Consider the following 18,730-nt stretch of genomic DNA (forward strand, 5'->3'; position numbering starts at 1 on the left):
CAGGTCGGAGCCGCCTACAATCGCTGTTTTGCCTCTGCGCGTTACGCTTCGAGCGCGCGGCGCAGCATTTCGACGTCTTCTGCAATCTGGCCATCAACCAGCTTCAGCTCTTCGATCCGCTTTACACCATGCATGACAGTTGTGTGGTCGCGGCCGCCAAAACGGCGCCCGATTTCAGGCAGGCTGCGGCTGGTCAGCTGTTTGCACAGATACATCGCCACCTGGCGCGGGCGTGCATAAGAACGCAGGCGTTTGGGGCCAATGATGTCTGACATGCGGATGTTGTAATATTCAGAGACTTTGCGCTGGATCTCTTCGACGGTGATTTTGCGCTCAGAGGCGCGCAAAACATCGGCCAGACAATCCTGGGTCAGTTCCATATCGATTTCACGGCCAACCAATGATGCAAACGCAAAAAGACGTGTCAGAGCGCCTTCGAGCACGCGAACGTTGGTTGAAATGCGATGCGCCAGGAACTCCAGTACGCCATCTGCAATTTTCAGGTCCGGGAAGCTTTTGCGATGCTGCTGAACTTTGGTCTGCAGGATGCCGAGGCGCAGTTCATAGTCTGTGGGGTGCAGATCAACGACCAGGCCACACTGAAGGCGCGATTTTACACGTTCTTCCAGCTCTTTGATTTCACCCGGAGCGCGATCGGCCGAGATGATGATCTGTTTGTTCTGGTCAACCAGCGCGTTGAAGGTGTGGAAAAACTCTTCCTGGGTTGAATCTTTGCCTGCGATGAATTGCACATCATCCACCATCAGCACGTCTACAGAACGGAACAGATGTTTGAAATCCATCATCTTGCGTTCGCGCAGCGCCTGAACAAAGCGGTACATGAACTGTTCCGCAGAAAGATAGAGCACGTTGAGCTCGGGATTGCTGCGTTTCAGCTCCCAGGCGATCGCATGCATCAGGTGGGTCTTACCCAGACCCACGCCACCATAAAGAACCAGCGGATTAAACGTAACTGGGCCCGCTTCGGCGACGCGGCGTGCGGCGGCATGGGCCAGTTCGTTTGGTTTGCCGACAACAAAGGTGTCAAAGGTGAAGCGCGGATCCAGGGGGGCGGCCTGAAGACCTTCGATTGGCTCCTTGGAGAAGCCGGACGTTTGGGGCGCAGTTTCAGCCGGGGCTGAAACAGGTTCGTCCATCGGCACTTCTACAGAGTCATCATTGTTGTGAATCACTTCAAACAACGGCTTTGAGGCCGCGCTTGGACGTGAGGGGGAATTCACGGCAACATTAAAGGTCAGGCGCTGAACGCGTTCGCCTGACATATTCAGCTCATGCAGAATCAGATCTGAGAAATTCTGACCAACATAGTTACCCATAAAATTGGTGGGTACATTAAACACTGCAATCCCGTCTTCGAGATTTCGCAGCTCCAATGGCTCGATCCAGGTTGTAAAGTTATTCTGCCCAACCGTTTTCAACAAACGCTGTCTGACACTACCCCATTTGTCTATCGTCATTATACGCCTCTTGCGTCCCCACGTGCCGCGACCCTTAAGGGTCTTATGTTTCGTTCCAGCTCATTTCACGAGCTTTGAAAAAGACAAAAATCCCCTTGGCAGATGATGTGCTCATCTTACCTGCAGGGAAGCGTCCCTTCGTCTTTTCCAATGTCCAGCAATTGGTGAATGTTATCACCTTGCAACGATCCACAAGCCGAGTGTCAAAATTTAATCGGTCAAATAACAGCCCATCAATGTGCCACAGAAAAGCACAAAGAAAGACAGGAGCGGTCACTGTGTAACCACCTGTTTTCTTACCTAGATTTATCAGAACTCGGTGGAAACCACCTATGGCAGCTAATCCCCTCAGCAGGTGAATCGCTGAAACATTGGTAGCAATTTAGAGTAGGAGGCAGCAACGAAACTATGATGTTGACTCTGCCTTTGTGGATAAAGAATCTCTGACGGCTGAGTTAAGGTTTTGAGTGCTTTAGAAAAAAAAGAAGCGCCGCAATCTGCGGCGCTTCACAAAACTGTTGGGTACACGTTCTTGGTTACGTGCTCCGAAAAGGAATCAACCCAGCGCTTTTACGCGTGCCGCCAGGCGGGACACTTTCCGGGATGCAGTGTTTTTGTGGTAAACACCTTTGGTCACGCCGCGCATCAGTTCAGGCTGAGCTGCGCGCAGAGCAGCGACAGCTGCTTCTTTGTCACCAGATTCGATTGCTTCTTCAACGTTACGCAGGAAGGTGCGGATGCGCGAACGACGGGCTTTGTTTACGGCAAAGCGGCTTTCGTTCTGACGAGCGCGCTTTTTTGCTTGGGGCGAATTAGCCATTGGAGGACCTCACAGGGTTTAAATTAATCGGCGCAGTGCCAGACAGCCCCGGGTCATTTCACCGGTGTGATTCTAGCCTGAGCGGGCTGCACGCGCATGTATAGCGGCGGCTTTTATCCATATGTGCCTTGGGATGCAAGTGCTGATATGAAGGGCGGCTGCGTGCTTTTGCCAAAGACCACCATGTTTGACGGTCTTTGGCTGTGTGTTGTGTTTACTTGTCGCGGAATTGCGCTTCGCGCTTTTCCAAAAAGGCGGCCATGCCTTCTTTTTGGTCTTCGGTCGCAAAAAGCGCGTGGAACAGGCGACGTTCAAACAACATGCCTTCGGCCAGCGGCAGCTCATAGCTGCGGTTGACGGCCTCTTTGGTTGCCAAAGTGCTGATCTGTGATTTTTCAGCAATTTTCTGCGCTGCTGCGGTGGCTTCATCCAGCAATTTCTTGGCTGGGACTACACGCGACACAAGGCCTGAACGTTCCGCTTCTTCCGCATCCATAAAGCGGCCGGTGAGGTTCATATCCATCGCTTTGGATTTGCCAACAAATCGTGTGAGACGCTGGCTGCCACCCATGCCCGGCATAACGCCAAGGTTGATTTCTGGCTGGCCAAATTTGGCCGTATCTGAGGCAATAATGAAATCACACATCATTGCCAGTTCACAGCCGCCACCCAAGGCGTAGCCAGAAACGGCAGCAATGACCGGCTTGCGGATCGCCGCGATGCGATCGTTTGCCTTGGCGAAAAGGTTCTCGTTGAAGACTTCAACGAATCCTTTGCTCGACATTTCCTTGATGTCGGCGCCTGCTGCAAAGGCTTTCTCTGAGCCTGTTACAACGATGCAGCGAACCTTTTCGCTGGTGTCTGCATCTTCCAACGCATCACAAAGCTCTTGCAGAAGCTCAGTGTTAAGTGCGTTCAACGCCTCGGGGCGGTTCAGTTTAATGAGGCAAACATGGTCCTGCACGTCGACGTTGATCGTCTCATATGCCATTGGGTTCCGCTTTCGATTGTTCCGTCTAAGTTGGATTCATTATCACGCATGAGAGACGGATCAAGCTATCTTTGACAGCTGCCACAGTAGAAGGTTGAACGACCAGACTGGGTGATCCTTAAGATTTCGCCTGTGCAACCCTCACGATGGCAGGGTTCTCCTTCGCGCCCATATGCATCAAAGCTATGCTGAAAATATCCAAGCTCTCCATTGGCTTGACGGAAGTCTTTGAGCGAAGATCCCCCTGCTTTGATCGCGTCTTGCAGGACCTTGCGGATCACCGGGACAAGGCTTGCAACTCGGTCCTTGGAGATCTGGCCAGCCTTGCGTGTTGGGGAAATGCCGCAACGGAACAGCGCTTCGCATACATAGATATTGCCTAAACCAGCGATGATTCCCTGATCCAAGAGCGCGGATTTGATCGGGGTGTTTTTCCTTTCGAGCGCAGAGATCAGGTAGGATTCGTTGAATGCATTCCCCAGCGGTTCTGGGCCCAAGACGTTGATGAGTTTGTGATTTTCCAATCCATCAGTTGTGATCAGATCCATCGCGCCAAAACGGCGTGGGTCGTTGAAGGTGATGCGTGCGCCATTGTCCATGTCAAAGACAACGTGATCATGTTTGGCTGCTGCTGGGTGATCGTGCACAAACTGACCCAAGGGATCACCAGAGACCGTCATACGCCCCGACATGCCAAGATGGACAAGCAAGGTTTCACCACGATCCAGTTCCGCCAGAATATATTTGGAGCGCCGTTTCAGCCTTGATACCCGTGCCCCGGTCAGACGTTCTGACATGCGCTCGGGGAAAGGCCAGCGTAGGTCTGGGCGGTTAATTTGCGCCTTTATGATCACAGCCCCCTCCATCGATGGAGATAAACCACGCATCACGGTCTCGACCTCAGGCAATTCAGGCATTACATCGCTCCTGCAACAGATGACCGTGAGCCGCATTGTGCCCCGGAATTTGCGCCCTATAACTGGGGCGAACCAGAGGAAACGGCAAGTCCCATGACCGAGACATCAGAAAATACCACCCACTTCGGATTTGAAACCGTCCCTGAACACGAAAAAGCAGGTCGTGTGCAGGGGGTCTTCAACTCGGTTGCCTCTAAATATGACATTATGAACGATGTCATGAGCGTGGGGATCCACCGCGTCTGGAAAGATGCAATGATGGATTGGTTGGCCCCGCGCCCCGGTCAAAAGCTACTCGATGTGGCAGGGGGGACGGGTGACATTTCATTCCGCTTCCTCAAACGTGCGGGCTACGGGCATTCAACCGTTCTGGATCTGACGCGCCCCATGTTGGAGGCTGGGCGTCAGCGCGCCGAGGCGGAAAAGATGGCCGATAGTCTGGATTGGGTCACCGGTGATGCAATGGCACTGCCGTTTCAGGACAATACCTTTGATGTCTACACGATATCGTTTGGCATACGAAATGTAACCCGGCCGTTGGAGGCGCTCAAAGAAGCGTACCGTGTGCTGAAACCCGGCGGCCGCCTGATGGTGCTGGAGTTCAGCCAGCTGCCAAATGACGGGCTGCAGAAACTCTATGATCTTTACTCGTTCAACGTGATCCCGCGCATGGGGCAGCTGATCGCAAATGACTATGACAGCTATCAGTACCTTGTTGAATCTATTCGTAACTTCCCAGATCAGGATACATTCCTTGGCATGCTGCGCGAAGCGGGATTTGCCAATGCCAAGTACCGTAACTTGTCTTTGGGCATTGCGGCACTCCACTCCGGCTGGAAGATCTGATCAATGCGCGGTCCCCACAATATTATCCGCCTGATCCGAACAGGCGCCACAATGGTGCGAACCGGGGCCATGAATGTGGTGCTCGACGCGTTTGAAGCACCCCGAGCGCTGCGCATCGTTGCATACGGTCTGGGCTGGCCGTTCCAATGGTTGGGCTACAAAGGTGATGAAAACATGCCGGCGGCCACGCGTGCGCTGACCGCGCTTGGGCCTGCTTACATCAAATTTGGTCAGGTGCTCTCAACCCGTCCTGATGTGGTTGGCGATGATCTCGCCCGTCAGCTGCGCGTGTTGCAGGATAAATTGCCCGCGTTTTCACGAGACGCCGCTGTTGAGCAGGTTGAACGTGAACTGGGCCGCCCAATCGGTGAAGTATTTTCTGAGTTCAGTGAGCCAATCGCGGCCGCGTCTATTGCGCAGGTTCACAAGGCGCGACTGGTCGACAGTGGGCGTGAAGTTGCAGTGAAAGTTCTGCGCCCGGGTATTGAACGCGCCTTCAACCGCGACGTGGACGCTTTTTACTTTGCCGCGCGCATTGTTGATATTTTTGCCCCTGGTGCGCGTCGATTGCGCCCGATGGATGTGGTTGAGCACTTTGATGGCGTGGTGCAGGGGGAGCTGGATCTTCGCCTTGAAAGCGCCGCAGCGTCTGAATTTGCGGCAAATACGCAAAATGACGAAGGCTTCCAGCTGCCGCAGATTCTGTGGAACCACTCTTCGCGCCGCGTGATGACCTTGGGCTGGGCGGATGGCACCGCTCTGGGGGACAATGACGCTTTGGATGCTGCAGGCCATAACCGGCCCGCGCTGGCAGAACGTGTTCTGACACTGTTTTTGCGCCATGCATTGCGTGATGGTTACTTCCACGCGGATATGCATCAGGGCAATCTAAAGGTTGCTGATAATGGCGATATCATTGCCTATGATTTTGGCATTATGGGCCATATCGATGAATATACCCGCCGGGTTTATGCTGAAATCCTCTATGGTTTCATCAAACGCGACTATCGCCGCGTGGCCGAAGTGCATTTTGAAGCGGGCTATGTGCCTGCCAATCAAGACGTCGATGAATTCGCCCGTGCGCTGCGCGCGGTGGGAGAGCCGATTTTTGGGATGGATGCGGATCGTATCTCGATGGGGCGTTTGCTCAACTACCTGTTTGAGGTGACTGAGCGCTTTGGCATGGAAACCCGGACCGAACTTATCTTGCTGCAACGCACCATGGTTGTTGTTGAAGGGGTGGCGCGTTCCTTGAACCCACATATGAATATCTGGGAAACGGCCCATCCGGTTGTTGAGGATTACATCAAAAGTTCAATCGGCCCAAAAGCTGTGATCAACGACCTGGCAAAAACGGCCAAAGTCATGGCCCGATTTGGTCCGCGTCTCCCTGGGCTGGTGGAAAAGGCATTGGTTGCGCAATCCAGTGAGCCTGAAGAACGCCCTAATGGGGGCAAAGCATGGCTTGTGCCTGGTGGTCTGGGCCTGGTGGGCGGGGTCGTGATCAGCGCCTTGGCCTTTTGGGGGTTTTAGGCTTCAGGCGCGATCTATTTGACAAACGCGAATGATAGAGCCAGCTTTTCCAGTATGACGGATCAAACGGACGATATTCTGAACCTGCTGCCTGCACGCCTAAAAGAGGCGCGCCGCGCACAGGGGCTTTCGCTTGAAGCGGTGGCCAATCTTTCGGGTGTCAGCCGCTCGATGGTGAGCCAGATTGAACGTGGTGAATCGAGCCCCACCATTGCAACATTGTGGAACCTTACACGTGCATTGCAGGTCGATTTTGCGGGCCTTCTAGAGGCCGGGCAGAAGCAGGACTGGATTGATGTGCTGCAAGCTGCGGATGTTCCCATTATTCAAAACATGGGGCAAGGCTGTAAAATCAAGATCTTATCTCCTCCCGAAGATGCGGGTGGGCATGAGGTCTATGATATTGAACTGTTGCCTGCAGGCGCATTGATCAGCCAACCTCATACGGTTGGAACGCGCGAACAGCTTACCGTTCTGGATGGAAAAGTTCGGCTGTCTTCGGGCAGCGCCGAAGAGATCCTGCAGACGGGAGATACGGCACGCTACGCTGCAGATGTGCCTCATGCGATTACGGCTGAAAACGATTCAGCCCGTGTATTCTTAATTGTCAAAAACGGTTGAAAGCTGGTCACTCCCTTGCATTGGGGTATTTTTGATCGGGTGCAGTATCCGTTATCGCAGATTTTTTTCCGTGATGTGAAAAATTCCCTCTTTACGGATGGGCATCCAATATGACAGATTTCCTCCAATCAATGGAGTTCTGTCATGTCGAATGCTTTCCTGTCTCATCTCAGTGAAACCCTGACCCAGATCGAAAACGATGGCCTCTTCAAGAAAGAGCGCCTGATCACTTCGCCACAGGGTGGTGAGATCCAAGTTGGGGATCGCAAGGTCATCAACCTTTGCGCCAACAATTACCTTGGCTTGGCCGATCACCCAGATCTGATTACAGCAGCAAAAGCCGCGATGGAGCCCAAAGGGTTTGGCATGGCCTCAGTGCGGTTCATCTGCGGCACGCAGGATCTGCATCGTGAGCTGGAGCAGCGACTGGCGCAGTTCTTGGGCAAGGACGATTCGATTCTGTTTGCGGCCTGTTTTGATGCCAATGGTGGTCTGTTCGAACCGCTGCTGACATCCGAGGATGCGATTGTATCTGACAGCCTGAATCATGCCTCTATCATCGATGGTATCCGCCTCTGCAAAGCGCAGCGTTATCGGTACGCAAACAACGATATGGATGATCTTGAGGCCAAGCTTAAGGACGCACGTGCAAACGGGGCGCGCCATATCATGATCGCAACCGATGGTGTGTTTTCAATGGATGGCTATCTTGCCAACTTGCCCGCTGTCCGGGAACTCGCCGACAAATATGATGCGGTGGTGATGGTGGATGACTGCCACGCAACTGGTTTTATGGGGCCAAACGGTGCGGGGACGCCTGATCATTTTGGTGTTGATATCGACATTCTGACAGGCACCTTGGGCAAGGCCCTAGGTGGGGCGATTGGCGGCTATATCGCCGGCCCGCAGCCCGTTATCGATCTGTTGCGGCAGCGCGCGCGGCCATATCTGTTTTCGAACTCATTGCCGCCAGCGATCGTTGCGGCGGGGCTTGAAGCCATCCGCCTGGTGGAAGACGGCGCAGAGCTTCGCGCGCAGTTGTTTGAAAACACCGCTTATTGGCGCGCGGGGCTTGAACGACTGGGGTTTGACCTGCTGCCCGGTGAGCATCCGATTGTGCCGGTTATGCTCGGCGAAGCGCAGCTCGCGCAAGATATGGCGGCGCGTCTGTTTGAAGAAGGTGTCTATGTGTCTGGCTTCTTTTTCCCGGTGGTCCCGCGCGGGCAGGCCCGCATCCGCACCCAGATGAATGCGGCGCTGACGCGTGAGGATCTTGATCGTGCGCTTGCGGCCTTTGAAACCGCTGGCAAAGCCTGTGGGGTGATCTGATGCGTCCCAATACAATGAAGGCACTGGAAAAGTCCAAGCCCGAAGAAGGCTTGTGGCAGGTGCAGGCCCCCGTGCCGGAAATAGGCCCCGATGATGTGTTGATTAAGGTCAATACAACAGGCATCTGCGGCACCGATATTCACATCTGGAACTGGGATGACTGGGCATCGGCCACGGTGCCGACCCCAATGATCACAGGGCATGAATTTGCCGGTGAAATTGTTGATATCGGTAAAGAGGTAACGGGGCTTAAAATCGGTCAGCGCTGCTCTGGTGAGGGGCATCTGATCGAACATGACAGCCGTCAGTCGCGCGCGGGCAAGTTTCATCTTGATCCCGGAACCCGCGGGATTGGGGTGAATGTTCAAGGAGCGTTTGCGCAGTATCTGCGTTTGCCCGCGTTTAATGTGGTGCCACTGCCGGATGATATCCCAGATGAGATCGGTGCGATCTTGGACCCATTGGGCAATGCGGTACACACCGCGTTGAGCTTTGATCTTTTGGGGGAAGATGTGCTGATCACCGGCGCGGGCCCGATTGGCATTATGGCAGCGGCGGTTGCCCGTCACGCAGGTGCGCGCAATGTGGTGATCACGGATATCAACCCGGATCGATTGGCGCTGGCGGAACATGTGGTGCCTTCGGTGCGTGCAGTGAATGTCGGTTCTGAGGATCTCAACGATGTGATCCATGAGCTTGGCATGACGCAGGGATTTGATGTGGGGCTTGAGATGTCCGGCAGCCAGGCCGCTCTGGATCAGATGGTCGACGCCTTGGTGATGGGCGGAAAGATCGCGCTTTTGGGTATTCCACCGGGGCAATCACCGGTGGATTGGTCGCGGATCGTGTTCAAGGCCATCACCATCAAAGGCGTCTATGGCCGCGAGATGTTTGAAACCTGGTACAAGATGATCGCCATGTTGCAAAACGGGCTCGACGTAAGCCGGGTGATCACCCACCGTTTTGGGGTGGATGACTTTGCCAAAGGCTTTGCTGCGATGAAATCAGGCCGCTCTGGCAAAGTGGTTCTTGACTGGAACAGCTAGTTTCTTAGTTGGCTGCAACGCGCGTGCCGTTTTGTAGCCAATACACATCATCGCCCTCAAACACGCCAACGCTGATCGGGCGCCCGTAGCCTGCGCCGCTGTCAAGGTTGACGCGGTTGCCATAGTGCTGCGGTGCTTTGAGTGCGGTATGGCCGTGGACAACAAGCCAAGGGTGATCTTCCTGAAAGCTGAGGAAGGGTTCACGAATCCAGACTAGATCATTTTCTTCCTGATCCGCCAGCGCCACCTTGGGTCGAATACCTGCATGAACAAACAGATACCCTTCCGTTTGATAGAAGCAGGGAAGGTTGCGAAGGAATGCTTTATGAGCTGCTGGAACTGCTTCTTTTGCATGGGCATGAACCTCAGACAAACGATGTTCGTCTGTGACTTCAATACCGTAGGATGAGAGAGTGGCCCGACCACCCAGATCTTTGTGTAACCAGTTATGTGTAACTTTCAAATGGGGGTCGTGGCGTGGTCCGTCTTCGAGAAACCATTCAAACATACGGTCATGGTTTCCCTTAACCGCAGTCCAATTGCGCCCCGCGTTGATTCCGCCAGAAATGAGCTCCAAAACACCTGCGCTATCAGGGCCTCGATCAACATAATCACCTAGAAACACCACCTGAGCATCCGGGCCGCCATCTGCTTCAATCCAGCCTAGGGCTTCTTGCAGCATGGAGAGCTGCCCGTGAATGTCACCGATGGCGTAGATGGTCATAGTCATATCTTTCAAACGTTTTGACACCTGTATGACAGCTGATTGCAACAGGCGGGTTTCAAATCAGGACAGTATAAAAACAAAAAAGGCCGCATCTGGATGCGGCCTTCTGAATTTTACAAACATGCGCCTGTTAGACGACGTCAAAAGCCAGCGGCTTGATCTGGGTGAAAAGACCCAGCTCTGCCAGTTTTGCGCGTGCTGCTGCCGGTACCGGAGCATCAACATAAAGCAGCGCGATTGCTTCGCCGCCTGCATCGCTGCGGCCAAGGGTAAAGTTCGCGATGTTTACGTCCATGTCGCCCATTGTCTTACCCAATGCGCCAATGATGCCGGGAACATCTTTGTTGGTGGTGTAAAGCATGTGTGCGCCAACTTCGGCATCGATGTTGATGCCTTTGATCTGGATGAAGCGCGGCTTGCCATCAGAGAAGACAGTACCTGCAACCGAACGCTCACGCTTGGAGGTCACAACGGTCACCTTGACGTAGCCATCAAACGAGCCGGTCTTGTCCTGTGTGGTGGTGGAGATCTGAATGCCACGCTCTTTGGCGATAACCGGCGCAGAGACCATGTTCACATCAGGGTTTGCCTTTTTCATGATACCCGCGATGACTGAGCAGTTCAGTGCTTCCAGGTTCATATCGGCAACAATACCATCATAGCAGATGTTGATCGCTTCGATCGGCTCATCGGTCATCTGACCTGCAAACGCGCCGAGGTGATCCGCCAGTTTGATCCAGGGGCCCATGATCTTGGCTTCTTCAGCGGTCACGGATGGCATGTTCAGCGCGTTTTCAACTGCGCCGGTCAGCAGGTAGTTGGACATCTGCTCAGCCACTTGCAGGGCCACGTTTTCCTGTGCCTCGGTGGTTGCCGCGCCCAAGTGCGGGGTGCAGACAACGTTGGGTAGGTTGAACAGTGCGTTTTCTTTTGCAGGCTCTTCTGAGAATACGTCGAATGCAGCGCCTGCGACATGGCCAGACTTCAAGAGTTCCGCCAGCGCTTCTTCGTCAACCAGACCACCGCGGGCACAGTTGATGATACGCACGCCTTTTTTGGTCTTGGCGAGGTTTTCAGCAGACAGAATATTCTTGGTGCCTTCGGTGAACGGCACGTGCAGGGTGATGAAGTCCGCGCGGGTCAGCAGCTCATCCAGCTCGACCTTTTCGACCTGCATTTTTTCGGCCTTCTCTTCCGACAGGAAGGGGTCGAACGCAACGACTTTCATTTTCAGACCACGGGCGCGGTCACACACGATGCCACCGATGTTGCCCGCACCAATAACGCCCAGCGTTTTGTTGGTCAGCTCAACACCCATGAATTTGGACTTTTCCCATTTGCCGGCATGGGTAGATTCGGACGCTTCCGGGATCTGGCGCGCAACAGCAAACATCATCGCAATCGCATGTTCGGCAGTGGTGATCATGTTGCCGAACGGCGTGTTCATCACGATCACGCCTTTTTTCGACGACGCTTCTTTGTCCACGTTGTCGGTGCCGATGCCTGCGCGACCAACAACTTTGAGGTTGGTTGCCGATTCCAGGATGGTTGGGGTCACTTTGGTCGCAGAGCGGATCGCGAGACCGTCGTATTGGCCGATGATTTCGGCCAGTTTGTCTTTGTCCTTGCCAACGTCGGGCAGGAAATCAACGTCGATGCCGCGATCGCGGAAGATCTGCACGGCGGTTTCAGACAGTTTGTCGGATACGAGTACTTTGGGAGCCATGTTTTTGGGTCCTTCAAATATATGGGGTGCGGGAGGGCGCGCGGAAGGGCGCGCCCATATCAATTTGGATTAAGCTTGCGCTTCGATCTCGGCCGCAAAGGCCCAAGCGAGCCAAGGCAGCATCGCTTCCAGATCGGCGGTCTCTACCGTACCACCGCACCAGATGCGCAGACCTGCAGGCGCGTCGCGATAGGCGCCCACGTCCAATGCGACATCTTCGGCTTCCAGACGTTTGGCAACGGCCTTGGCAAAAGCTGCGCCATCCTGGATGCGATCGTCGGTGAACTTGAGGCAAACCGAAGTGTTGGAGCGGGTTGCATCATCCACGGCCAGATTTGCGATCCAGTCGTTGGCGTCGCAGAAATCAAACACGGCTTTGGCGTTGGCGTCCGCACGCGCCTTCAGACCTTCAAAGCCACCAACAGTGCGTGCCCAGTCCAGCGCGACCAGATAGTCTTCAACCGCCAGCATAGAGGGCGTGTTGATGGTTGCGCCGGTGAAGATACCATCGATCAGCTTGCCGCCTTTGGTCAGGCGGAAGATCTTTGGCAGTGGCCAAGCAGGTGTATAGCTTTCCAGGCGCTCAACTGCACGTGGCGAAAGGATCAGCATGCCGTGGGCGGCTTCGCCACCCAGAACTTTCTGCCAGGAGAAGGTGGTCACATCCAGCTTGTCCCAAGGCAGGTCCTGCGCGAATGCAGCAGAGGTCGCGTCACAGATGGTCAGGCCTTCGCGGTCGTCCGCGATCCAGTCACCATTTGGTACTTTGACGCCCGAGGTGGTGCCGTTCCAAGTGAAGACCACATCATTTTTGGGATCAACAGTCGCCAGATCAACAATCTCGCCGTATTCGGCGGTTTTTACTTCGGCGTCGATTTTCAGCTGTTTCACAACATCGGTGACCCAGCCCGCGCCAAAGCTTTCCCAAGCGAGCATTTCAACTTTGCGCTCACCCAGAAGGTTCCACAGGGCCATTTCAACCGCGCCGGTGTCAGACGCAGGAACGATACCAATTTTATAATCAGCGGGGATGCCCAGAACTTCACGGGTGCCTTCGATGGCGGCTTTCAATTTAGCCTTACCAACAGCAGCCCGGTGCGAGCGACCAAGAGGCGCATCAGCAAGTTTGGACAGTTCAAAAACGGGGGGTTTGGCACAGGGGCCAGAAGAAAAACGCGGGTTTGCCGGTCGCGTCGCCGGTTGAGCAATAGCCATCAATGCTACCCTTCCAGATAAGTGCCTCTCGTTGGGGAGAGGTGTCCCACTGACCGGAATAGAGTTGGCGCAAAAAAACAACAACCGCCTTTTTGGGTCAATTCCGGCGTTTATAGCTCCAAATGCGACCTAAAATTTCGCCTTTAGGAAACTTCTGGCTGTTTTGGTGCTAGATAGGAACTGCGAAACGGGGGGCTAGCTCCAGCTGGCGCGGCTCGTTATGAGTTGTGCAGAATCACCACAAAGGACCTGCTCGATGTTCGTCACCACACTGCTTGTGAACCCGGCTTCAAAAAGCTTGGAAACCTCAATGGTTGAAGCTCTTCGCAATGCTTGGGGCGGAGGTGAGCTGCGCTGGTTGGCGGAAGGGATCGCCGCAGAATTTGAGCACGAAACCATGCCCGATAACCGCCGGGATGTATGGGCTGGTCTGCAAAGCTTAGAGGTGGATCTTGTGGTGCAACCTGTTGAGGGGCGTAAGAAAAAAATGCTTCTGGCGGATATGGATTCGACCATGATCCAGCAGGAATGCATCGATGAATTGGCGGATGAAGCGGGTGTTGGCGAACGTGTCAAAGACATCACCGCGCGTGCCATGAATGGTGAACTCGATTTTGATGGAGCCCTCACGGAACGGGTGGGGCTTTTGAAAGATCTGCCCGAAGCGGTGATTGCGGATGTGCTGGCCAATCGCATCACCTTTATGCCCGGCGGTCAGGTGCTATTGGCCACTATGAAGGCAAACGGTGCCTATGCGGCGTTGGTATCCGGCGGCTTCACGGCCTTCACTGCCAAGGTTGCGGCAGAGCTGGGTTTTGATGAAAACCGTGCAAACACGCTTTTGGTGGAAAATGGCAAGCTGACTGGAGATGTTGGTCGCCCGATACTTGGGCGCGAGGCAAAGGTCGAAGCCTTGGAGCAAATCACCGCGCGTCTTGGAATCACCGAGCGCGATGTAATTGCGGTTGGAGATGGTGCCAACGATCTGGGCATGCTCGGTCGTGCCGGTGCTGGTGTTGCGCTGCACGCCAAACCCTCTGTTGCGGCAGAATGTGATATTCGGATCAATCACGGCGATCTCACCGCATTGCTTTATATTCAGGGCTACAGCCAAGCCGAGTTCGCCAGCTGATGTTTGAGGTCAGCTTTGACCTTCTGGCACTGCTGGTCGCGGCCGCTTTTGCTGCTGGATTTATAGACGCCATCGCCGGTGGGGGTGGCCTCGTCACCGTGCCCGCATTGCTGTTGGCGGGCGCTGATCCCGTCACTGCCTTGGCCACCAATAAAGTGCAGGGCCTGTTCGGTGCCGGGAGTGCTGCGCTGTCTTATGCGCGTGGCGGTCATGTGAAATTACAGCGCCAGATCGGGCCCGCGCTTGTGGCCTTTGCCGCATCGATGTGCGGTGCGCTTCTGGTGTCTATTGTGCCAACAGATTTGATACGATTGGTGCTCCCAATTGTTCTGGTGGCGATTGCGCTGTTTTTTGCGCTGCGCAAAGGGCTTGATGATGCTGACAGTCACGCGCGCCTAACGCCCGTGGTCTTTGCTGCAAGCATTGTGCCTTTGTGTGGGCTTTATGATGGGCTTTTGGGGCCGGGCGCAGGCAGTTTTTACATGCTTGGGTTCGTAACGCTGGCAGGCTACGGCATCCTCAAGGCAACGGCCCATACCAAATTGCTGAATTTTGCTTCTAACCTGGGCGGATTGGCCGTTTTTGCAGTTGTGGCGACGCCTTGGTGGTTCGTTGGCTTGGCTATGGCTGCTGCACAAGTGGTCGGTGCGCAATGTGGTGCGGCGCTTGCGCAGCGAATCGGAGCACGGTTGATCAAGCCGCTTCTGGTGGCCACGTCCTGCCTGCTCGCAGCCAAGCTGCTTTGGGAAATGATTTAAGGCGATTTTTCTGCTATGCTTCCAATAAGCTGCCCGCGTTCAGGGCGGTGAATATGCAATGTTGGGAGGGAGAAATGCCGCAATTTATCTTTGCCTATCATGGTGGGAAAACACCTGAGAGCCCCGAAGAAGGTGAAAAGGTCATGACGGCCTGGAACGATTGGTTCGCCTCCATGGGCGAGGTCGTTGATATTCCCGGCGCGCCGGTGGGTCTGTCCAAAACGGTGTCGCAGTCCGGCGTCGCGGACAATGGCGGTGCAAACCCTATTTCTGGCTACACTGTCATATCTGTGGATACGATAGATGAGGCCTGTTCCATGGCGCAAGAGTGCCCAATGGTGCGGGATGGAACCGGCAGTGTCGAAGTGGCTGAAATCCACGAGATGTGACGCGGTCGGCGGTCAGATCCATCGTGTGACGCTACGGATACAGCTGAAACATTTGCTTCATCGATATGCAGTGAAGTGAAAGTCATTGGTGTGAGCTGTGCAATTTTTTCTTGGCGATTTCCCGCCAAACGCCCTTTATACGATGGCGTTTAATACGTTATTGTGGTTTTGTCACACGCGCATGGGGCTTTGGAGTGAGACGGTGGTTTGAACACCGCATGCCGCAGCGCATTTGAGGTAAAAGACAGTCTTGGAGTTGGGACAAATGGTATTGAAACTTGCTCGCGCCGTTGCGGGCCTAAGCATGGTACTCATAGCCAATACAGCAATCGGTCAGCAGGCCCAGACGGACAATATCGTTGGCGAAAACGTCGATTGGAGCGTTTTCCAAAGCGAAAGCCCCAAGGAATGCTGGGGGGTTTCTGCGCCAAAGGAGAGTGTCAACACCCGGGATGGTCGCGTGGTTGCTGTGCGTCGCAGCGAAATTCAACTCTTTGTTGTGTATAATCCGGAAAGCGCGCCCAAAGGGCAGCTGAGCTTCACAGGTGGTTACCCGTTTGCGCCTGGCTCAACCGTGGGCATGCAGATTGGTGATGAACAGTTCCTGCTGACCACCGATGGCGAATGGGCATGGCCACAGACCGTTGCAGATGATGGGAAAATCATCACTGCGATGAAGCGCGGGGCAAGTGCGATACTGACGGCGCGTTCTGCTCGTGGCACCCAGACCAAAGACACGTTCTCGCTTCTTGGCTTTACCGCCGCTGTGGAAGACGCGAACAAGCGTTGTAAATAACGTTTCATGCGTTTGTGAATGCGAACAACTCTGGCCGCCTCTGGGCGGCCTTGTTGCATTTAAAGAAATGAAGTTTGCTGCGCGCATCTTTCATTTGGAAGTTTTGCTTTTCTCCTATATAGAAGCGCATCCAGCCCAATAGCCCGTTTGAGTCCCAAGCCATGACAGCCACAGCGCCGATCACGCAAGACGTTATGACCTTGCCCCGAAAATTGCCTGAAGACGGCAAAATCAATCTGGTGGGCATGACACGCCCGCAGATGCGCGACGCATTGATTGAACACGGGACGCCTGAGAAGCAGGCGAAGATGCGCGTGGGGCAGATCTGGCAGTGGATCTACCAATGGGGCAAACGCGATTTTGCCGATATGACCAACCTTGCAAAGGCCTATCGAGCCCAGCTTGAAGAGGTCTTTGAGATCCGCGTGCCTGAAGTCGTGTCCAAGCTGGTGTCGACAGATGGCACCCGGAAATACCTTGTGCGGATTGCGGGCGGGCACGAAGTCGAGGTTGTCTACATCCCCGAAGACGATCGCGGTACCCTATGTATTTCTTCGCAAGTTGGCTGCACGCTGACATGTTCTTTCTGTCACACCGGCACACAGAAACTGGTGCGCAACCTGACCCCGGCAGAGATTGTGGGGCAGGTTATGATGGCGCGCGACGATCTTGAGGAATGGCCGGTTCCGGGCGCACCAACGGAAAAGACGCGACTGCTCTCCAATATCGTTCTGATGGGCATGGGAGAGCCGCTCTATAATTTTGAAAACGTGCGTGACGCGATGAAGATCGCAATGGATCCCGAGGGGATTTCATTGTCACGTCGCCGCATTACCCTGTCCACATCCGGTGTGGTGCCAGAAATCGCGCGAACCGCCGAGGAAATTGGCTGTTTGCTGGCGATTTCATTCCACGCGACCACCGATGAAGTCCGTGATGTACTGGTGCCAATCAATCGTCGCTGGAACATTGAAGAACTGCTGCAGTCGTTGGCTGATTATCCCAAAGTTTCCAATAGCGAGCGCATTACCTTTGAATATGTAATGCTGAATGGGGTGAACGATTCTGATGAAGATGCCCATCGTTTGATAAATCACATCAAACGCTTCAAAATCCCGGCAAAGATCAATCTGATTCCGTTCAACGAGTGGCCGGGCAGCCCGTATAAGCGTTCTTCAAACAACCGTATTCGGGCGTTTTCCAATATCATTTTCGATGCAGGCTATGCCTCGCCGATCCGCAAAACCCGCGGTGATGATATTATGGCGGCCTGTGGTCAGTTGAAATCAGCCACTGAGCGTGCACGTAAATCGCGCAAAGAAATCGCAGCTGAAGCCGGTATCAAGTCAGAATAAAACAAAAGCCCGGAGAAATTCCCCGGGCTTTTAATTTATCGATCGCGGCCCGGCAGGGAATCGCGAGGTGGTGCGCTTTGCCATTCGTTGAAGATCTGCATCGCTTCTTCTGCGGTTTCCGCGAATTTAAACAGCTCCAGATCATCTTCGGAGATGGTGCCCGCATCGGCCAATGCATCCCAGTTGATGATGCTGTCCCAGAATTTGCGCCCAAACAGGATGAAGGGCACACGTTCCATCCGGCCAGTTTGGATCAAGGTGAGGCTTTCAAACAGCTCATCCAATGTGCCAAACCCGCCAGGGAATACGGTGATTGCCCGCGCGCGCATCAAGAAATGCATCTTGCGGATGGCGAAGTAGTGAAAGTTGAAGCTGAGCGAGGGCGTGACATATTCATTTGGGGCCTGCTCATGCGGTAAAACGATGCTGAGGCCAATCGATGCCCCACCGGCATCAATCGCACCGCGATTGCCTGCTTCCATCACGCCGGGCCCGCCACCGGTGACAATCACGTTCTGGCGCCCACCGCTCTCTTTTGATTTTACGGTCATCAGGCGCGCAAACTCGCGGGCTTCATTGTAGAAATGAGACAGATCTGCCAGCGTTTGCGTGCGGGCGGTTTCTTTGTGTTCGGGGGCCGGGATGCGCGCGCCGCCAAACATGACGATTGTGCTTTCAACGCCTTGTTCATCCAGCATCAACTGCGGTTTCAGCAGTTCGAGTTGCAGCCGCACAGGGCGCAATTCATCCCGGCACAGAAATTCCTCATCTGCAAAGGCCAGCGCATATGCGGGCGAAGAGGTCTGTGGTGTCAGCGGAACATGCTCCGCGCGATCGCGGTCGGAATGTGCATCTGGAAAACGGCTGTGGCGGTCTTCGGTCATATAAACGGCGCCCCTTCAACTTAAAATCAGAGTTTAATCCTATCGCTCCGGGTGGTGGCACACCAGAGAAAACCATGTTTGCGGTAAACTTACAGGGGCGAGATTACACAAGCATGTTTGCCGCCGCGATGCCGATGGTTTAATTGTCGATGAACAACAGGCGCTGG

General features: G+C 54.4%; 18 protein-coding genes. 10 read left to right on the forward strand and 8 right to left on the reverse strand.

Going from position 1 to position 18,730, the window contains the following annotated elements:
* Positions 1-41: 41 nt before the first annotated feature.
* From dnaA to mutM, 4 genes are all read right to left on the reverse strand, one after another.
* Positions 42-1,478, reverse strand: a complete 1,437-nt coding sequence (gene dnaA / locus GG681_RS05060; protein WP_153545751.1) for a chromosomal replication initiator protein DnaA — start codon at positions 1,476-1,478, stop codon at positions 42-44.
* A gap of 556 nt (positions 1,479-2,034) precedes the next feature.
* Complete coding sequence (gene rpsT / locus GG681_RS05065; protein ID WP_153545753.1) at positions 2,035-2,298, reverse strand: 30S ribosomal protein S20; 264 nt, start codon at positions 2,296-2,298, stop codon at positions 2,035-2,037.
* 214 nt (positions 2,299-2,512) lie between these two features.
* On the reverse strand, positions 2,513-3,289 hold the full coding sequence (locus tag GG681_RS05070) for an enoyl-CoA hydratase (protein ID WP_153545755.1): 777 nt from the start codon (positions 3,287-3,289) through the stop codon (positions 2,513-2,515).
* Between the two features lie 65 nt (positions 3,290-3,354).
* Positions 3,355-4,206, reverse strand: coding sequence for a bifunctional DNA-formamidopyrimidine glycosylase/DNA-(apurinic or apyrimidinic site) lyase (gene mutM, locus GG681_RS05075; RefSeq protein ID WP_153545757.1), 852 nt, complete (start codon positions 4,204-4,206; stop codon positions 3,355-3,357).
* A 93-nt stretch (positions 4,207-4,299) separates the two neighbouring features.
* Between mutM and ubiE the strand changes: the two genes are divergently transcribed.
* The 5 genes from ubiE to tdh all read left to right on the forward strand — a co-directional run bounded on the left by ubiE (position 4,300) and on the right by tdh (position 9,581).
* Positions 4,300-5,052, forward strand: a complete 753-nt coding sequence (gene ubiE, locus GG681_RS05080; protein ID WP_153545759.1) for a bifunctional demethylmenaquinone methyltransferase/2-methoxy-6-polyprenyl-1,4-benzoquinol methylase UbiE — start codon at positions 4,300-4,302, stop codon at positions 5,050-5,052.
* Between the two features lie 3 nt (positions 5,053-5,055).
* Positions 5,056-6,585 (forward strand): 2-polyprenylphenol 6-hydroxylase, encoded by a 1,530-nt coding sequence (gene ubiB / locus GG681_RS05085; protein ID WP_153545761.1) that lies wholly within the window; start codon positions 5,056-5,058, stop codon positions 6,583-6,585.
* Between the two features lie 54 nt (positions 6,586-6,639).
* Positions 6,640-7,206 (forward strand): helix-turn-helix domain-containing protein, encoded by a 567-nt coding sequence (locus tag GG681_RS05090; protein WP_153545763.1) that lies wholly within the window; start codon positions 6,640-6,642, stop codon positions 7,204-7,206.
* 144 nt (positions 7,207-7,350) lie between these two features.
* Positions 7,351-8,535 carry a glycine C-acetyltransferase gene (locus GG681_RS05095; protein WP_153545765.1) on the forward strand — a complete coding sequence of 395 codons (1,185 nt, stop codon included), beginning with the start codon at positions 7,351-7,353 and terminating at the stop codon, positions 8,533-8,535.
* A 14-nt stretch (positions 8,536-8,549) separates the two neighbouring features.
* Positions 8,550-9,581 (forward strand): L-threonine 3-dehydrogenase, encoded by a 1,032-nt coding sequence (gene tdh / locus GG681_RS05100; protein WP_153546138.1) that lies wholly within the window; start codon positions 8,550-8,552, stop codon positions 9,579-9,581.
* Positions 9,582-9,585: 4 nt separating this feature from the next.
* On the opposite strand, the gene GG681_RS05105 is transcribed toward tdh, so the two are convergent.
* From GG681_RS05105 to GG681_RS05115, 3 genes are all read right to left on the reverse strand, one after another.
* The gene (locus GG681_RS05105; RefSeq protein WP_328593270.1) at positions 9,586-10,305 is read right to left on the reverse strand and encodes a metallophosphoesterase family protein; all 720 of its coding nucleotides are present in this window, start codon (positions 10,303-10,305) and stop codon (positions 9,586-9,588) included.
* Between the two features lie 133 nt (positions 10,306-10,438).
* Positions 10,439-12,034, reverse strand: coding sequence for a phosphoglycerate dehydrogenase (gene serA, locus GG681_RS05110; protein WP_153545766.1), 1,596 nt, complete (start codon positions 12,032-12,034; stop codon positions 10,439-10,441).
* A 69-nt stretch (positions 12,035-12,103) separates the two neighbouring features.
* Positions 12,104-13,249, reverse strand: coding sequence for a phosphoserine transaminase (locus GG681_RS05115; RefSeq protein ID WP_153545767.1), 1,146 nt, complete (start codon positions 13,247-13,249; stop codon positions 12,104-12,106).
* 256 nt (positions 13,250-13,505) lie between these two features.
* Here GG681_RS05115 and serB point away from each other — a divergent pair, with 256 nt between their 5' ends.
* The 5 genes from serB to rlmN all read left to right on the forward strand — a co-directional run bounded on the left by serB (position 13,506) and on the right by rlmN (position 17,679).
* Complete coding sequence (gene serB / locus GG681_RS05120; RefSeq protein ID WP_153545769.1) at positions 13,506-14,381, forward strand: phosphoserine phosphatase SerB; 876 nt, start codon at positions 13,506-13,508, stop codon at positions 14,379-14,381.
* Positions 14,381-15,139, forward strand: a complete 759-nt coding sequence (locus GG681_RS05125) for a TSUP family transporter (protein WP_153545771.1) — start codon at positions 14,381-14,383, stop codon at positions 15,137-15,139. Before serB ends, GG681_RS05125 begins: the two co-directional genes overlap by 1 nt.
* 74 nt (positions 15,140-15,213) lie before the next feature.
* Complete coding sequence (locus GG681_RS05130) at positions 15,214-15,528, forward strand: YciI family protein (RefSeq protein ID WP_153545773.1); 315 nt, start codon at positions 15,214-15,216, stop codon at positions 15,526-15,528.
* A 265-nt stretch (positions 15,529-15,793) separates the two neighbouring features.
* Positions 15,794-16,324 (forward strand): invasion associated locus B family protein, encoded by a 531-nt coding sequence (locus tag GG681_RS05135; protein ID WP_153545775.1) that lies wholly within the window; start codon positions 15,794-15,796, stop codon positions 16,322-16,324.
* 161 nt (positions 16,325-16,485) lie between these two features.
* Positions 16,486-17,679 (forward strand): 23S rRNA (adenine(2503)-C(2))-methyltransferase RlmN, encoded by a 1,194-nt coding sequence (gene rlmN / locus GG681_RS05140; protein WP_153545777.1) that lies wholly within the window; start codon positions 16,486-16,488, stop codon positions 17,677-17,679.
* A gap of 35 nt (positions 17,680-17,714) precedes the next feature.
* Here the strand turns inward: rlmN and GG681_RS05145 are convergent, their stop codons facing one another.
* Positions 17,715-18,563, reverse strand: coding sequence for an LOG family protein (locus GG681_RS05145; protein ID WP_153545779.1), 849 nt, complete (start codon positions 18,561-18,563; stop codon positions 17,715-17,717).
* Positions 18,564-18,730 lie beyond the last annotated feature (167 nt).

The organism is Tritonibacter aquimaris, from assembly GCF_009617595.1.
GTDB classification, from domain to species: domain Bacteria; phylum Pseudomonadota; class Alphaproteobacteria; order Rhodobacterales; family Rhodobacteraceae; genus Epibacterium; species Epibacterium aquimaris.

Excerpts from the sequence above, each read along its gene's own strand:
- dnaA (WP_153545751.1), bottom strand. The coding sequence starts at position 1,478 with ATGACGATAGACAAATGGGGTAGTGTCAGACAGCGTTTGTTGAAAACG.
- rpsT (WP_153545753.1), bottom strand. The coding sequence starts at position 2,298 with ATGGCTAATTCGCCCCAAGCAAAAAAGCGCGCTCGTCAGAACGAAAGC.
- GG681_RS05070 (WP_153545755.1), bottom strand. The coding sequence starts at position 3,289 with ATGGCATATGAGACGATCAACGTCGACGTGCAGGACCATGTTTGCCTC.
- mutM (WP_153545757.1), bottom strand. The coding sequence starts at position 4,206 with ATGCCTGAATTGCCTGAGGTCGAGACCGTGATGCGTGGTTTATCTCCA.
- ubiE (WP_153545759.1), top strand. The coding sequence starts at position 4,300 with ATGACCGAGACATCAGAAAATACCACCCACTTCGGATTTGAAACCGTC.
- ubiB (WP_153545761.1), top strand. The coding sequence starts at position 5,056 with ATGCGCGGTCCCCACAATATTATCCGCCTGATCCGAACAGGCGCCACA.
- GG681_RS05090 (WP_153545763.1), top strand. The coding sequence starts at position 6,640 with ATGACGGATCAAACGGACGATATTCTGAACCTGCTGCCTGCACGCCTA.
- GG681_RS05095 (WP_153545765.1), top strand. The coding sequence starts at position 7,351 with ATGTCGAATGCTTTCCTGTCTCATCTCAGTGAAACCCTGACCCAGATC.
- tdh (WP_153546138.1), top strand. The coding sequence starts at position 8,550 with ATGAAGGCACTGGAAAAGTCCAAGCCCGAAGAAGGCTTGTGGCAGGTG.
- GG681_RS05105 (WP_328593270.1), bottom strand. The coding sequence starts at position 10,305 with ATGACCATCTACGCCATCGGTGACATTCACGGGCAGCTCTCCATGCTG.
- serA (WP_153545766.1), bottom strand. The coding sequence starts at position 12,034 with ATGGCTCCCAAAGTACTCGTATCCGACAAACTGTCTGAAACCGCCGTG.
- GG681_RS05115 (WP_153545767.1), bottom strand. The coding sequence starts at position 13,249 with ATGGCTATTGCTCAACCGGCGACGCGACCGGCAAACCCGCGTTTTTCT.
- serB (WP_153545769.1), top strand. The coding sequence starts at position 13,506 with ATGTTCGTCACCACACTGCTTGTGAACCCGGCTTCAAAAAGCTTGGAA.
- GG681_RS05125 (WP_153545771.1), top strand. The coding sequence starts at position 14,381 with ATGTTTGAGGTCAGCTTTGACCTTCTGGCACTGCTGGTCGCGGCCGCT.
- GG681_RS05130 (WP_153545773.1), top strand. The coding sequence starts at position 15,214 with ATGCCGCAATTTATCTTTGCCTATCATGGTGGGAAAACACCTGAGAGC.
- GG681_RS05135 (WP_153545775.1), top strand. The coding sequence starts at position 15,794 with ATGGTATTGAAACTTGCTCGCGCCGTTGCGGGCCTAAGCATGGTACTC.
- rlmN (WP_153545777.1), top strand. The coding sequence starts at position 16,486 with ATGACAGCCACAGCGCCGATCACGCAAGACGTTATGACCTTGCCCCGA.
- GG681_RS05145 (WP_153545779.1), bottom strand. The coding sequence starts at position 18,563 with ATGACCGAAGACCGCCACAGCCGTTTTCCAGATGCACATTCCGACCGC.